We start from the raw sequence: 13,710 nt of genomic DNA on the forward strand, positions 1-13,710 counted from the left end.
CCCGCGAAGTAGGCTGGATTCGCAACGAGTTGCCCGCCGGTTTTGTGGTTAAGAGATGGCCACCAATTTGAAACTCTGATTCTCCGCAATCACCTCCACTGAATCAAATATCTTTGCCGCTTTCTGCGGCAATGGCACAAAGCCATTGACTACAAATAGCCCTTTCCCGCCGCGGCGCAGTACGCGCTTGGTGGTAGCAAGAAATTTGTCAGTTAGCCTGCCGTCGGTGGCGAACCCCTGATGAAAAGGCGGGTTGCAGAGCACTATGTTAAAGCGCTCTTGGATATTGCTGCCAGCATCTCCAGCAATCACTTCTCCGGAAATATTCAATTCTTCAAAATTTCGTTGGCAGGCGGTCAGTGCGGCGGCGTTGTTGTCGGTAGCGACAATTCGGTTAAAGCCGTATTCGATGGCACAAGCGGCGATATAGCCGTAGCCGCAACCCAGATCTAACAAGCTGGCATTTTCCGGCAAGTGTTTTAAAAACTGCGGCAGGTGTTCCACCAGAAAGGCGCTGCCTCGGTCGATTTTATTCCAGCCAAATACGCCGGGCTTGCTGAATAGGTTTTTATCGTCCAACTGGATGGTGGGGCGGAGTTGTCGATAGTTTTTGTCGTCCAGTGTGTCAATACAGTTGTCGGAGTCTTTGCGAATATAGGCGGTGTAATTGTTGCCGTTTTTCTCGATATGGCTGTCGGTTTGAAAATAGCTCCCTGCTTTTTTGGCGTAGGTTTTCAAGCCGTCGTTTTTTTCGCCACTAAGAATAAGTTCTCCACCTTGTGCCAGTAGCTCAAAAGCTGAATTTATCAGGTGGTGAACAATGGGTTTTTCTTTGGATACACGGTAGGCGATTTTTTCAAAATGGCCAGAGGGAAAAATGCTGGTATCGAAGTCATTAAAATGGACATTCAATCCGGCGGCTTGTGCCTGTTGCCAGATATCGTAGCGGTTGGTAAGTAAGGTGACGTTTGCACTGGCTAGTGAAGCAAAGGGTGCGTCCGGCAGGTTTTCGTCGGCGATCAGTAGGGTAGGGCCGGTGTTTTGGCGAAGTTCGTTAAATAGCTGGTTTGTCATTTTATTCGTCATTCCCGCGAAAGCGGGAATCTATTTATTTGGGTGGTATATGGATCCCCGCCTGCGCGGGGATGACGGGGTTTAGACGTTGTTAATTTCTTCTTCAGTTAACGGCCGGTAGTCGCCCGGTTCCATATCCGTATCCAGCACTATAGCGCCTATACGTTCACGGTGCAGCGCCGTTACCCGGTTTCCCATGGCGGCGAACATGCGTTTTACCTGGTGGTATTTGCCTTCGCTGATGGTGAGTTCGGCTTCTGTGGCGGAGTGCATTTTCAGTTGCGCCGGTTGGGTGCGGCGTTTTTCGTTATTGAGCCATACGCCGTCGGCAAACTTTCGAGCGACTTTTTCCGCATCTGCAAGGGGTTCTGCCAGTTGTACCCGGTAGGTTTTGTTGCACTGGCTTTTGGGTGAGGTCAGCGCATGGTTCCATTGTCCGTCGTCGGTGATCAGCAGCAGGCCGGTGGCGTCCAGATCAAGGCGCCCGGCAATTTGCAGTTGTTCGCTGCGGGGTTCGTCCACCAGCAGGTCGATGGCGGTGGGGTGTTCGCTGTCTTTGGTAACGGACACATAGCCCGCCGGTTTGTAGAGCATAAAGTAGCGCGGCCGCGGCTGGCTGACGCTGGCGCCGTGAAGGATAACGTCGCTGTTTTCGTCAACCGCTTGTGCGGGATTGCTGGCAATTGAACCACCCACTGTTACCTCTCCGGCCTTGATCTGTTTTTTGATCTCGGCGCGGGAGTAGTCGGTGGCGTTGGCGAGGTATTTGTCGAGGCGCATTTTATTCGGGAGACGAGAGATGCGAGATGAGAGACGTGGGGCGGGAGCTTCAAGATTTGCGTCTCTCGTCTCCCGTTTTTCATCTCACTTATTCAACAACTCCGCCGCATCTTTGGCAAAGTAGGTGAGAATGCCGTCGGCGCCTGCCCGTTTAAAGGCCAGCAGGGATTCCATCATTACCGCGTCTTTGTCCAGCCAGCCATTCTGCGCCGCTGCCATGTGCATGGCGTATTCGCCGCTCACCTGGTAAACGAAGGTGGGGGCACCCAGTTCGTCTTTTACTCGGCGCACGACGTCCAGGTAGGGCATGCCCGGTTTGACCATAACCATGTCGGCGCCTTCTGCCAGGTCGAGGGCGCATTCGTGCAGGGCTTCGTCGCTGTTGGCCGGGTCCATCTGGTAGCTGTGTTTGCCGCCGCCTTGGATGTTGCCCGCCGAGCCCACTGCGTCGCGGAAGGGGCCGTAGTAGCTGCTGGCGTATTTGGCGGAGTAGGCCATGATTTTGGTGTTTACGTGGCCGCACTGTTCCAGCATGGAGCGGATGTCGCCGATGCGGCCATCCATCATGTCGGAGGGGGCGACGATGTCTGCCCCCGCTTCGGCGTGGGACAGCGCCTGGGCGATCAGTGCTTCCACGGTGGTGTCGTTCAACACGTAGCCGCTTTCGTCAATGATGCCATCCTGCCCATGGGTGGTGAACGGGTCCAGAGCCACGTCGGTAATCACGCCCATTTCCGGCACCGCGTCTTTCAGGGCTTTGACTGCGCGTTGGGCAATGCCGTTGGGGTTCCAGGCTTCTTCGGCGTTTTCCGATTTATGTGCTTGCGGAGTGACTGGGAACAGCGCCATGGCAGGAATGCCCAGCCTGGCCAGATGTTTGGCCTCTTTTATCAGCAGGTCGATGCTCAGGCGTTCGACGCCAGGCATGGAGGTAATGGCCTGGCGCTGGTTGTCGCCATCGAGCACAAACACCGGGTAGATCAGATCGTCTGGCGTGACGCGGTTTTCCCGCACCAGACGGCGCACAAAGTCAGTGCTGCGGTTACGGCGCATGCGGGTGGTTGGGAAGTGGCGTGGGGTGAGTTGTTTCGGCATGGCTCGAAAATCCTTTGCGGGTTTTGTCATCCTGAGCGCAGCGAAGGATCTCGTTGTTGCCTGTTGGTTTGAGATTCTTCGCTGCGCTCAGAATGACAGTAGTGATAGTGGTGCTGCTTACAGCGCCGCGAAAACCTTCTCCGCCGCATCCAGGGTAAATTGTACATCCTCATCGCTGATGGCTGCCGACATAAAGCCCGCTTCGTAGCTGGCCGGGGCCAGGTACACGCCATGCTCCAGCATGCCATGGAAGAATTTATTAAAGCGCTCGGTATCGCAGGCCATCACCTGTTGGTAGTTGCTGACGGTTTCCGCTTCAGTAAAAAACAGGCCGAACATGGTGCCGATATGGTTGCTGGTAAAGGGGATGTTGGCTGCCGCCGCTCGTTCCCGCAATCCGGCAACCAGTGTGTTAGTGCGAGTAAATAGCGGGCCGTGGAAGTCTGGCTGGCTCACCAGCTCCAATGTCGACAGGCCTGCGGCCATGGCCACCGGGTTACCGGACAGAGTACCCGCCTGATACACCGGCCCCAAGGGCGCGATGTGTTCCATGATTTCCCGCTTGCCGCCAAAGGCACCTACCGGCATGCCGCCGCCGATGACTTTGCCCAGGGTGATCAGGTCGGCGTCGATGTTGTAATGGCCGGTGGCGCCGGTGCGGCTGACCCGAAAGCCAGTCATTACTTCGTCAATAATCAATACGCTGCCGCTGTTGGTGCACTGTTCGCGCAGGGCTTCCAGAAAGCCGGGTACTGGCGGAATACAGCTCATATTGCCCGCTACCGGTTCCAGAATCACACAGGCCACTTGGTCGCCCAGTTCGGCGAATGCCTGTTTAACGCCGTCAATATCGTTGTAGGTCAGGGTGATGGTGTGCTCCGCCAGGGCGGCCGGTACGCCGGGGGAGGTAGGTACACCCATGGTCAGGGCGCCGGAGCCGGCTTTAATCAACAGGGAGTCGGAATGGCCGTGGTAGCAGCCCTCGAATTTGATGATTTTATCGCGGCCGGTGTAGCCACGGGCCAGGCGGATGGCGCTCATGGTGGCTTCGGTGCCTGAGTTGACCATGCGCACCATGTCCATGCCCGGTACCAGCTCGCAGACTTTGTCCGCCAGTTGGGTTTCCAGCTCGGTGGGGGCACCAAAGGTGAGGCCTTTGTCCAGCTGTTGGCGAATGGCGTCCAACACTTGCGGGTGGCCGTGGCCGAGGATCATCGGCCCCCAGGATTGCACGTAGTCTACATAGCGGTTGCCATCGGCGTCGTACAGGTAGGCTCCGTCGGCGCGCTCAAAAAAAACCGGGGTGCCGCCCACGGCGCGAAAGGCCCGAACCGGGGAGTTAACCCCGCCGGGTATGTGTTTCTGGGCGGCGTCGAACAGTTGTTGGGAGCGTTGCATGGCAAACCTTTCGATTGGTGGCTGAAAGGGCTGGATTATCGCAACTTGGCGGCGTAAAGGCCATGGCCACAAAAAAGCCCGCAGTGTTTAGCTGCGGGCTTTGTTATTGCGAACAATAACGAAGTGGTTACTTAACCGTTTCCAACAACACCTTAACCGCTTTTTCGATTTGCGGGTCGCGACCATTGGCAATGGAGTAGGGGTCGTTGTTGATCAGGTGGTCGGGCACCAAATCGCGGTTTTCCTGCAGGTTGCCGTTGGTGTCCAACATGCCTACTTGAGGAATGCCAAAGCGAACGTCACCCATCATGGTTTCCCACCACACTGCGGTTCCGGTGGCCGGCACGGGCATGCCGATCACCGGGCCAATTCCCAGCAGCTGATAGCTGTGGGGGAACAGGTAGGCGTCGGAGTAGTTGCCTTCGCCGGCGATCACCGCAGAGGGTTTGTACCACTTGACGAGTGGCTCACTGCCGATACGGCGGCCACGGGGGAAGAAGTCGAAGTATTTCTTGCCAGACAACAGCGTATTGAGGTCGTCGTGCAGCCAGCCACCACCATTGAAGCGGGTGTCTACAATCAGGGCGTCTTTGTTCACGTGGCGGCCCAGTACATCCGAATAGGTGTTCTGGAACGATGGGGTGTTCATGCCTTGCACATGCACGTAGCCGAGTTTGCCTTTGGATAGTTTGTCCACCAGAGCGCGACGGTTTTCCACCCAACGCTGGTAGCGCAGCCCCGACTCGTCTTTGAAGGAAATGGCTTTTACCGATTGCTCAAAGTTGCTGGGCTCTTTTTTACCCGCTTTGGGGTTGTTCACCGTCAGCAGTACACGCTTGCCCGCTTTGTGGTTGAGCATGGCGTAGTAGTTGCTATTGGTGTTGATCACTTCGCCATTGATGGTGGTGATGATCATGCCGGGTTTGATTTTGTTGTCTTTGGTGAGCAACGGTCCTTTGTTGATAATTTCGGCGATTTTGATGCCGTTCCCGGTGTAGCTGTAGTCGGGAATAATACCCAGTGCAGCTGTGTTGTCACTCTGCGGGGTGGGCCTGGGGCGATAGGTGGCACCGGTGTGAGAAGCGTTCAGCTCCCCCAGCATTTCGCTGAGTACATCGGCAAAGTCCTGATTGTTGCTCAGATTGTCCAGCTTGGGCAGGTATTCTTTTTTGTAGAAATCCCAGTCTACGCCGTGCATGTCTTTCACATAGAACTTTTCGCGGGTTTGACGCCAGGCGTGCTCGAACATTTCCCGGCGCTCGGCGGCGCCGTCTACTTCAATTTCTGCCTGGTATGCCACCGGCTTGGGTTTGCCATTGCCCAGGGTGATTTTTTGAATAGAGCCGTCAGCAATAACAAACAGCGACTTGCCGTCTTTGGTCATGGTCATCGCCGCGCTGCCAGCGTTCATCTTGCGCAGCAGCTTGGTGCTGTTTTCGTCGTAGTCCTGTACCCAGAGGTCGTAGCCTTTTTCAAATTTGGCCAGGTAGTACAGCTTGCGGCCATCTTTGCTGAGCGCACCACCTGCCAGGTCTGAGGCGTGGCGGGTAAGGCGGGCGCGGCGGTCTTCGATATTGGCCAGGTCGATATCAATGGTTTTTGTTTCTGGCTTTTTGTCTTTCTTGGCGCCTTTCTTTTTATCTTTTTTCTTATCGCCTTTGTCGTCCTTTTTATCGCCATTTTTGGCTTCTTTCTTCAGGGCGTACTCTTCTTTGGTCAGGCGGAATTTATCCCAGCTGTCCTGGTTGAGGAAGATGCCGTACAAGTCCATTTCAGAGCCCCAGCTGCCGTGATTGCGGCGGCCGTGGCGGGCACTGGCGTAAACGATGGCATTGCCATCCATTGCCCAGGTGGGGGCAGCGTCGGCGTAGCCAGAGACAGTGAGGTTGACCGGGTCTTTTTTGCCGGAAGCATCGACCAAGCCGATTTCTGTTATCCAGCGACCATCGATAAAGCTGGTGGCAATCCATTTGTTATCTGGGGACCAGGCAAAACGGATATCGCCGTCTGAGTACGAATAGTTGTACTTCTCGGCCAGAACTGTGCGGCTCTTACCGCTTTTCAGGTTGAGTACCTTGAGTGTGTCACGATTGGACAGGTACGCGATTTCCTTGCCATCTGGTGAATAGGTGGGCTGGAAGGTTTCCTCAGCATTGGCCAACAGAACTTTCTCTTGCAGCTTGAGGGCGTTGTTGAAGTATTTCTGGTCTTTTTCCACCAGGCTGGTGGCGTACAGGTTCCAGCTGCCGTCCCGCTCGCCAGCGTAAAGCACACTGCGGCCATCCGGTGAGAACGATACCGAACGTTCCAGGCCGGGAGTATTGGTCAAACGTCGGGTAGTGGGGAATTCGGTGGAGGTTACGTACACATCGCCACGCAGTACCAGAGCCACTTCCTTGCCGTTGGGGGATACGGCAAATTCGCTGGCGCCGTTACCGGAAACTGCGCGTTGTACAGGATTTACCTGAAAGTCGTTTCGGATGCTGATATTCAGCTTTTGTGGCTCACTGTTACCGGTCAGGCGGTAGATGGAACCGTGGTATCCGTATACCAGATTGCCGTTGTTGTCCGCTGACAGGAAACGCACCGGGTGGTGTTTGTGGTCAGTCACTTGAGTGGCTTCACCGCTCGCCAGATTTTGCTGCCACACATTCATGGTGCCGCTGCGTTCGCTGGTGAAGAAGAAGCTCTGTTCGTCGTTGCTCCAGATGGGGTTGCGGTCTTCACCCAGCCAGTGGGTCTGCTGGCTGTACTTGCCGGATTTGGTGTCGTACAACCAGATATCGCGAGTTACCGAGGAGCGGTGGCGTTTGCGGAATTGATCCTCGTAGCCTTTTTTGTCCTGGTAGAGGAATTTGTCGCCAGCGCGGTTATAGCGCGCTTTCTCCGCCACGATAGTGGTTACTTGCCGGGGTGTGCCGCCAGCCAGATTAACGCTGTAGGTTTCTTCCAGTCGGCCGCTGGGGAACTGGGTGCTTTGTGCCGAATCCATGCGCAGGGAGGTAAACAGTACACTGCTGCCGTCGGCGCTGAAGTCGCTGGGGATATCATTAGAGGAGTGGAAGGTCAGGCGTGTTGGCTGACCACCGCTGGCGGGTACTGTAAAAATATCGTAATTGCCGTAGCGCTTGGAGGCAAAGGCCAGTTGCTTGCCATCGCGGGACCACACCGGGTAGCTGTCGTAGGCACTGTGGCTGGTAAGTGCAGTGGCTGTGCCACCGTTGCTGCTCACCACGTAAATATCGCCGTGGTGGCTAAACGCCACTTTGCTGCCGTCCGGGGATACCGCTGGGTTGCGGTACCATTCGCTGTCGGCGGCCTGGGCGGATACTGCCCCCAATGCCAGGGCCGAAGCCAGAAGTGATTTCAATGTCATGGGCCTACGTCTCCTTGCTGCCTTATTTGGAAAGGCGTTAGTTTTTAAAGGCGTGAATTTTAAGGGTATAAGAATATAAACGGGCGAAACTGCCGAAGCCCCCGACAAAGATCAAACTATTTCGCATAACTTTACACATAAATAGTTTTTCCGGTGACGGGCTTTGAGGGCAATATTTGCTATTGAGCGCCTGAGTATTTTTCGCAGCGCGGGTCAACTGGCTGGTCGGGGAGGTTTTTTGCCAGCCGTTCAAGGTTGCGATTGGCGCGGTCGTAATCGCCGTAGTCCGTATGATGAACCACCTTGTCGCCGTCAAACTTCAGTGCGGTAATCACCTTGATGGGGTTGCTGAGCACTTTGTTCGGATGGCCCAGGGTTACACCACAGGCGGTGACATGGGCAGTGTAGGTGACGATGACAAACGGCGCTTGCACGATCATGTCGTGGATTTCCGGCTTTACGTCTAAAACACCGTAGTCTCGATAAGAGCGCTGCCAAAAATCGATAATGGCGTCAGGGCCAACATAGTGCCAGCGGGGGCCGAAAGACTCGGAGGTAATATCTTCAAAGATGGTCTCATCGGTGTAAAAGCTACGCTGCAAGTCGAAATCCACACTCAGGCTTTCCACATATTGTCGGGCATTTTCTTGCAGCTGCGATGAGCCGTCGTTGGCCAGGGTGACGTTGCAGGCCAATAAAACGATAAAAATGGCAATCAGTTGTTTCACTGTATATAAATCCAGTTTGATGGAGTGCTAGAATCCCTGCCCATGGATGTTACCTCAATACTCGACGATCTCAATACGGCCCAGCGGGACGCGGTTTCCAGCAGCGATAAAAACCTGCTGGTGCTGGCGGGCGCGGGCTCTGGCAAAACCCGCGTGTTGGTGCACCGCATTGCCTGGCTGATTCAGGTGGAACACGTCTCCCCTTACGAAATCTTGGCGGTGACCTTTACCAACAAGGCGGCGCGGGAGATGCGCGAACGCATCGATGCCCTGTTGCCCATGCCTCCCAGCGGTATGTGGGTGGGCACCTTTCATGGCCTCGCTCACCGGCTGTTAAAAACCCACTGGCGCGAAGCCAACCTGCCGGAGAATTTTCAGATTCTCGACTCCGACGACCAGCAGCGTGTGGTCAAACGGGTAAGTGCGGCACTGGGGTTGGACGACAGCCGCTGGCCGGCGCGCCAAAGCCAATGGTTTATTAACAGCCAAAAAGATGAGGGTTTGCGCCCCCATCATATTCAGCAAACCGGCGACCCACACACCACCACTCTGGTAAAAATTTATACCGCCTACGAAGAGGCCTGCCAGCGCGGTGGCATGGTGGATTTTGGTGAGCTGCTGCTACGCGCCCACGAGCTGTGGCTTAACCATCCGGAACTGCTGCAGCACTACCAGAATCGTTTTCGTCATATTCTGGTGGATGAATTCCAGGACACCAATGCCATTCAGTACGCCTGGCTGCGGTTGTTGGCTGGCGCCGGTAAAGACCAATGCGCCAGCGTCACGGCGGTCGGTGACGACGACCAATCCATTTACGGTTGGCGCGGTGCGCGGGTGGAGAATATCCGCAACTTCAATCGAGATTTTGATGGCGCGGTCACCGTTAAGCTGGAGCAAAACTACCGCTCTACCGGCAATATCCTCAACGCTGCCAATGCAGTGATTGCCCGCAACAGTGAGCGATTGGGTAAAAACCTGTGGACCGACGGCGCCGATGGCGAGTTGATCTCACTGTATGCGGGTTTTAACGAACACGACGAAGCGCGCTTTATTGGCGACCGTATTCAGGGTTGGATAAAAGACGGCAACAGCCACAGCGATGCGGCGATTTTGTACCGCTCCAACGCCCAGTCACGGGTGCTGGAAGAAGCGCTGTTGCGAGCGAGTATTCCCTATCGTATCTACGGCGGTCAGAAATTCTACGAGCGCCTGGAAATTCGCAACGCCCTGGCCTATTTGCGCTTGTTGCTTAACCGCCACGACGATGCGGCTTTTGAGCGGGTGGTGAATGTGCCCCCCAGGGCCATTGGTGATAAAACTGTTCAAGCGTTGCGGGATGCTGCTCGCGCCAGCGGCCAATCCCTGTGGCGCACCGCGCAAAAAGCCGTGGCAGAACGCCAACTCACCGCCCGTGCGGGCAATGCGGTGGCGGGCTTTTTGACCCTGATCGACCAGCTGGATGGTGACAGCGAAGAATTGCCCCTGCACGAAGTGGCGGATCATATCCTCGCGCAAAGTGGCCTGGTGGAATACCACGGTAAGGAGAAAGGCGAACGCGGCCAGGCAAGGGTGGATAACCTCAAAGAATTGATCAGCGCTTGCAAGGGCTTTCGTCCGCAAGACCCGGAAGGCTCGGCTCTGGGGCAGTTCCTGGATGAGGCTGCACTGGATGCCGGTGAACGCCAGGCCGATGATGGCCAGTCGGCAGTGCAGATGATGACCTTGCACTCCGCCAAAGGGCTCGAATTCCCCTTGGTATTTTTGGCAGGCATGGAAGAAAACCTGTTCCCTCACCGCATGAGTATCGAAGAGCCGGGGCGTTTGGATGAAGAGCGTCGTTTGGCTTATGTGGGCATAACCCGCGCCATGGAAAAGCTGTACCTGACGTTTGCGGAAAGCCGCCAACTGTACGGCAGCGAGAGTTTTAATTCCGTATCGCGCTTTGTGCGCGATATTCCCAGCGAGTATCTGGAAGAAGTGCGCCTCAGCAGCCAGGTGCGCCGCCCCACCAGTTACGCCAAATCGGCAGGTACCTCGCGCTTTTCCGACAGTGGCGCCGATACCGGCCTCAGTTTAGGGCAACGGGTGCAGCACAAAATTTTTGGCGAAGGCACTGTGCTGAACTTTGAAGGCAGTGGGGCGAGAGCCAGGGTGCACGTAAATTTCGATAGCGAAGGCCCTAAGATATTAATGTATGAGTCAGCCAATTTGCAGGCGGTTTGACGTTCGGCCAAACATTCGCACTCAGTAGGTCGGGCTTTAGCCCGTCAATACTGCTAAGGCTTTTGACGGGCTAAAGTCCGACCTACACAATGCCGCAACAAATAAAACGATAGGACTAGGTACATTTAATAATGAAATACGAAAAACTTATTTTTCTGCCAATGATTGTATTGGCTGCTCTGCTGACCAGCTGCGGTGGCAGTGATTCTTCAGGCGGCGATGCGGCTGCCGCCAAACCGCAAAAAGCCTACAAGTGGAAAATGGTTACCACCTGGCCAAAGAATTTCCCCGGCCTGGGTACAGCACCGGAAAAATTTGCCGAGATGGTGGACGACATGTCCAATGGCCGTCTGAAAATCAAAGTGTACGGTGCCGGTCAATTGGTGCCTGCGCTGGAAGTGTTTGATGCGGTGTCCAGTGGTACCGCAGAGATGGGCCACGGAGCGGCTTATTACTGGAAGGGCAAAATCCCCGCATCGGTGCTGTTTGCTGCCTACCCCTTTGGGCTCAACGCTCAGGAACTCAATGGCTGGCTCCACTACGGCGGCGGCCTGGAGCTGTGGCGGGAGTTGTACGAGCCTTTCAACCTGGTGCCCTACGCCGGAGGCAATACCGGGGTGCAAATGGGGGGCTGGTACAACCGAGAAATCAATAGCCTGGAAGACCTAAAAGGCCTCAAAATCCGTATGCCGGGGCTGGGCGGTGAAGTGATCAAACGCGCCGGTGCTGAGGCGGTGAATATCCCCGGTGGTGAATTGTTTACCTCCATGCAGACCGGCGTTATCGACGCCACTGAGTGGGTTGGGCCGGCCAACGACCTGGCGTTCAGCTTCCATCAGGTGGCCAAGTACTATTACTACCCCGGTTGGCAGGAGCCGGGCCCGGCGCTGGAAATTATCATTAACAAAGAAAAGCTGGAAACCTTGCCCGCTGACCTCCAGGCCATTGTGGAAGTAGCTTCCCGCGCAGCCAGTACCGATATGCTGGATAACTACACCGCCACCAATGCCGGCGCCTTGGATAAACTCATTAATGAACACAATGTGGAAGTACGCCCGTTCCCCGACGATGTATTGGCAGAAATTTATCGCATCAGCGAAGAAGTGCTACAGGAACAGGCCGCCGCTGACCCTGCGTTTGCCAAGGTCTACAAATCTATTAATGACTACCGCACCCAGGTGCGCAAATACCACAAACTGACCGAGCAGGAATACTATCGGGTGAGGGATTTGGATAAATAAAGCGACGGGTTACGGGCTGCGGGTTGCACGCAGCCCTGGCGAGTAGTCTGGTAAGGAATGCTGTAGATGGACGATTTTCTTTTTTGGTTGTGGGTCAGTGCCGCTTGGGTGATTGTTGCCGCAACCTCATACACTGTTGTTTTCTTTCATGTGTTTTTTCAGGATTACCGCATAGCGCTACTGGTGCTTTCTGGAAAACTGTTGGCAGCTATGGCGTCATTTCACTCGTGGACGCTGTGTGCTGTGCTTGCTGCGTTGAGTGGCTTGGGGGCGATTGGATTTTTCTGTTACCACTTGGCGAAGAATATTCGCCAACGTCGTTTTTGGCTGCCTCTTGTTCTGTTTGTTATTTCCTCCACCGGTGCGGTGATGAGCTTTATTAAACTCTCATCTATAAATCAATAGTCATTGAGTGACGACCTGGGTATAGGGAGTTGGATAAATAGTTGCCTTGGGGCTACACTGTTTAACAGTGTTAAACATGGTTAAACGAGGTATGTGATGTTGGGAGTTCGACTCGATGAGGGTTTGGAGAAGCGTCTGGCATCTCTGGCTGAAAAAACCCAGCGCTCCAAAAGCTACCACGCCAAAGAAGCTCTGCGCCGCTACATTCAACAGGAAGAGGCCAAAGAGCAAGCGAAGCAAGAAACGCTTAGCCGCTGGCAGGCTTATCAGGAAAGTGGTGAGGTGGTTAGCAGTGAGGCGGTGACCGATTGGCTGAATAGCTGGGGAGAAGACAAGGAAAGTCAATGTCCGGTGAAGTAGTATGGTTGCCCGACGCGGTAAGGGACGTGGCTCGACTGCGTGATTTCATAAGCGCGGAAAACCCCGTCGCCGCACAACGCGCAGCCAGGCGCATCCGGGAAATGGCGACAATCCTTGCCGAAAACCCCCAAGCCGGTCGTCCGGTTGATGATCTGTTCCCCTTCCGGGATTTATTTATCCCGTTCGGCGCTGGTAATTACATTGCCCGCTATCGAGAGGAAGAAAACAGAGTGGTTATTGTAAGGGTGTGGCACAGCAGGGAAGAGAGGTTATAAGCACACTTCGAACAGCGCTCAGAATGGCAATCCTGCTCGGTCAGCTCGGTGCCCGTGGCGCGTAGCCCGAAGCTATTCCCCTAACCACCCCCGCAATACCTTCTCCAACTCCTTCAAGCCCTCTTTTTTCGGCGCGGAAAAAGTTTGCACACTAATATTGTTATCCAAGCCTAATTGCTTCAGTTCCTTACGCACTTTCTGCAAAGTGTTTTGCCCCGGCCCGCGTTTTAGTTTGTCGGCTTTGGTGAGCAAAATATGGGTGGGCATATTGGCGTCGGCGGCCCATTTCACCATTTGCAGGTCGTAGGGTTGCAGTGGGTGGCGAATGTCCATTAGTAGTACCAGGCCGCGCAAGGATTGGCGTTCCTGCAGGTATTCCGCCAGGTTGCGATCCCAGCGCTCTTTCATAGCTTTGGGTACTTTGGCGAAACCGTAGCCGGGCAGGTCCACCAATCTCTGGTTGTCGCTGAGCTGGAAAAAATTAATTAACTGGGTGCGCCCCGGCGTTTTGCTGGTGCGGGCCAATTTGTGGTTGTCGGTGAGGCTGTTAAGCGCGCTGGACTTGCCGGCGTTAGAGCGGCCGGCAAACGCCACTTCACTACCCTTATCGGGGGGGCATTGGGCCAGAGTAGGGGAGCTTTGGGTAAAGATGGCAGAGGTAAAGCGCAACGTCATTAGTCGACCCTTGGTACTATTGGCGATGCGGGCTATAATGCGCCGCCAAGCCGGTGGAAAACCGCTGCGATAATAACCCA

General features: G+C 55.0%; 12 protein-coding genes. 5 read left to right on the forward strand and 7 right to left on the reverse strand.

Going from position 1 to position 13,710, the window contains the following annotated elements:
• Nucleotides 1-48: 48 nt before the first annotated feature.
• The 6 genes from QSV34_RS03920 to QSV34_RS03945 all read right to left on the reverse strand — a co-directional run bounded on the left by QSV34_RS03920 (nt 49) and on the right by QSV34_RS03945 (nt 8,451).
• Complete coding sequence (locus QSV34_RS03920) at nt 49-1,074, reverse strand: class I SAM-dependent methyltransferase (protein ID WP_289152184.1); 1,026 nt, start codon at nt 1,072-1,074, stop codon at nt 49-51.
• A gap of 81 nt (nt 1,075-1,155) precedes the next feature.
• Nucleotides 1,156-1,854, reverse strand: a complete 699-nt coding sequence (rsuA, locus tag QSV34_RS03925) for a 16S rRNA pseudouridine(516) synthase RsuA (protein WP_289152187.1) — start codon at nt 1,852-1,854, stop codon at nt 1,156-1,158.
• An 84-nt stretch (nt 1,855-1,938) separates the two neighbouring features.
• Nucleotides 1,939-2,949 carry a porphobilinogen synthase gene (hemB, locus tag QSV34_RS03930; RefSeq protein WP_289152189.1) on the reverse strand — a complete coding sequence of 337 codons (1,011 nt, stop codon included), beginning with the start codon at nt 2,947-2,949 and terminating at the stop codon, nt 1,939-1,941.
• Nucleotides 2,950-3,066: 117 nt separating this feature from the next.
• Nucleotides 3,067-4,347, reverse strand: coding sequence for a glutamate-1-semialdehyde 2,1-aminomutase (gene hemL, locus QSV34_RS03935; protein ID WP_289152190.1), 1,281 nt, complete (start codon nt 4,345-4,347; stop codon nt 3,067-3,069).
• A gap of 127 nt (nt 4,348-4,474) precedes the next feature.
• On the reverse strand, nt 4,475-7,723 hold the full coding sequence (locus QSV34_RS03940; RefSeq protein ID WP_289152192.1) for a S41 family peptidase: 3,249 nt from the start codon (nt 7,721-7,723) through the stop codon (nt 4,475-4,477).
• 179 nt (nt 7,724-7,902) lie between these two features.
• Entirely contained in the window at nt 7,903-8,451 is a 549-nt protein-coding gene (locus QSV34_RS03945) for a nuclear transport factor 2 family protein (RefSeq protein ID WP_289152194.1), read from the reverse strand.
• A 42-nt stretch (nt 8,452-8,493) separates the two neighbouring features.
• Here QSV34_RS03945 and uvrD point away from each other — a divergent pair, with 42 nt between their 5' ends.
• The 5 genes from uvrD to QSV34_RS03970 all read left to right on the forward strand — a co-directional run bounded on the left by uvrD (nt 8,494) and on the right by QSV34_RS03970 (nt 12,955).
• Nucleotides 8,494-10,674 (forward strand): DNA helicase II, encoded by a 2,181-nt coding sequence (gene uvrD / locus QSV34_RS03950; protein ID WP_289152314.1) that lies wholly within the window; start codon nt 8,494-8,496, stop codon nt 10,672-10,674.
• Between the two features lie 131 nt (nt 10,675-10,805).
• On the forward strand, nt 10,806-11,915 hold the full coding sequence (locus QSV34_RS03955; protein ID WP_289152196.1) for a TRAP transporter substrate-binding protein: 1,110 nt from the start codon (nt 10,806-10,808) through the stop codon (nt 11,913-11,915).
• Between the two features lie 66 nt (nt 11,916-11,981).
• A complete protein-coding gene (locus QSV34_RS03960; protein ID WP_289152198.1) occupies nt 11,982-12,320 on the forward strand; it encodes a hypothetical protein in 339 nt (112 codons plus the stop codon).
• 96 nt (nt 12,321-12,416) lie between these two features.
• Nucleotides 12,417-12,680, forward strand: a complete 264-nt coding sequence (locus tag QSV34_RS03965; protein ID WP_289152200.1) for a CopG family ribbon-helix-helix protein — start codon at nt 12,417-12,419, stop codon at nt 12,678-12,680.
• Nucleotides 12,665-12,955, forward strand: coding sequence for a type II toxin-antitoxin system RelE/ParE family toxin (locus QSV34_RS03970; RefSeq protein ID WP_289152202.1), 291 nt, complete (start codon nt 12,665-12,667; stop codon nt 12,953-12,955). The genes QSV34_RS03965 and QSV34_RS03970 overlap by 16 nt, the downstream gene beginning before the upstream one ends.
• 72 nt (nt 12,956-13,027) lie before the next feature.
• On the opposite strand, the gene yihA is transcribed toward QSV34_RS03970, so the two are convergent.
• On the reverse strand, nt 13,028-13,630 hold the full coding sequence (yihA, locus tag QSV34_RS03975; protein WP_289152204.1) for a ribosome biogenesis GTP-binding protein YihA/YsxC: 603 nt from the start codon (nt 13,628-13,630) through the stop codon (nt 13,028-13,030).
• Nucleotides 13,631-13,710 lie beyond the last annotated feature (80 nt).

The organism is Porticoccus sp. W117 (assembly GCF_030341905.1).
Taxonomy (GTDB): Bacteria; Pseudomonadota; Gammaproteobacteria; order Pseudomonadales; family Porticoccaceae; genus SCSIO-12696.

Excerpts from the sequence above, each read along its gene's own strand:
- QSV34_RS03920 (WP_289152184.1), bottom strand. The coding sequence starts at position 1,074 with ATGACAAACCAGCTATTTAACGAACTTCGCCAAAACACCGGCCCTACC.
- rsuA (WP_289152187.1), bottom strand. The coding sequence starts at position 1,854 with ATGCGCCTCGACAAATACCTCGCCAACGCCACCGACTACTCCCGCGCC.
- hemB (WP_289152189.1), bottom strand. The coding sequence starts at position 2,949 with ATGCCGAAACAACTCACCCCACGCCACTTCCCAACCACCCGCATGCGC.
- hemL (WP_289152190.1), bottom strand. The coding sequence starts at position 4,347 with ATGCAACGCTCCCAACAACTGTTCGACGCCGCCCAGAAACACATACCC.
- QSV34_RS03940 (WP_289152192.1), bottom strand. The coding sequence starts at position 7,723 with ATGACATTGAAATCACTTCTGGCTTCGGCCCTGGCATTGGGGGCAGTA.
- uvrD (WP_289152314.1), top strand. The coding sequence starts at position 8,494 with ATGGATGTTACCTCAATACTCGACGATCTCAATACGGCCCAGCGGGAC.
- QSV34_RS03955 (WP_289152196.1), top strand. The coding sequence starts at position 10,806 with ATGAAATACGAAAAACTTATTTTTCTGCCAATGATTGTATTGGCTGCT.
- QSV34_RS03960 (WP_289152198.1), top strand. The coding sequence starts at position 11,982 with ATGGACGATTTTCTTTTTTGGTTGTGGGTCAGTGCCGCTTGGGTGATT.
- QSV34_RS03965 (WP_289152200.1), top strand. The coding sequence starts at position 12,417 with ATGTTGGGAGTTCGACTCGATGAGGGTTTGGAGAAGCGTCTGGCATCT.
- QSV34_RS03970 (WP_289152202.1), top strand. The coding sequence starts at position 12,665 with ATGTCCGGTGAAGTAGTATGGTTGCCCGACGCGGTAAGGGACGTGGCT.
- yihA (WP_289152204.1), bottom strand. The coding sequence starts at position 13,630 with ATGACGTTGCGCTTTACCTCTGCCATCTTTACCCAAAGCTCCCCTACT.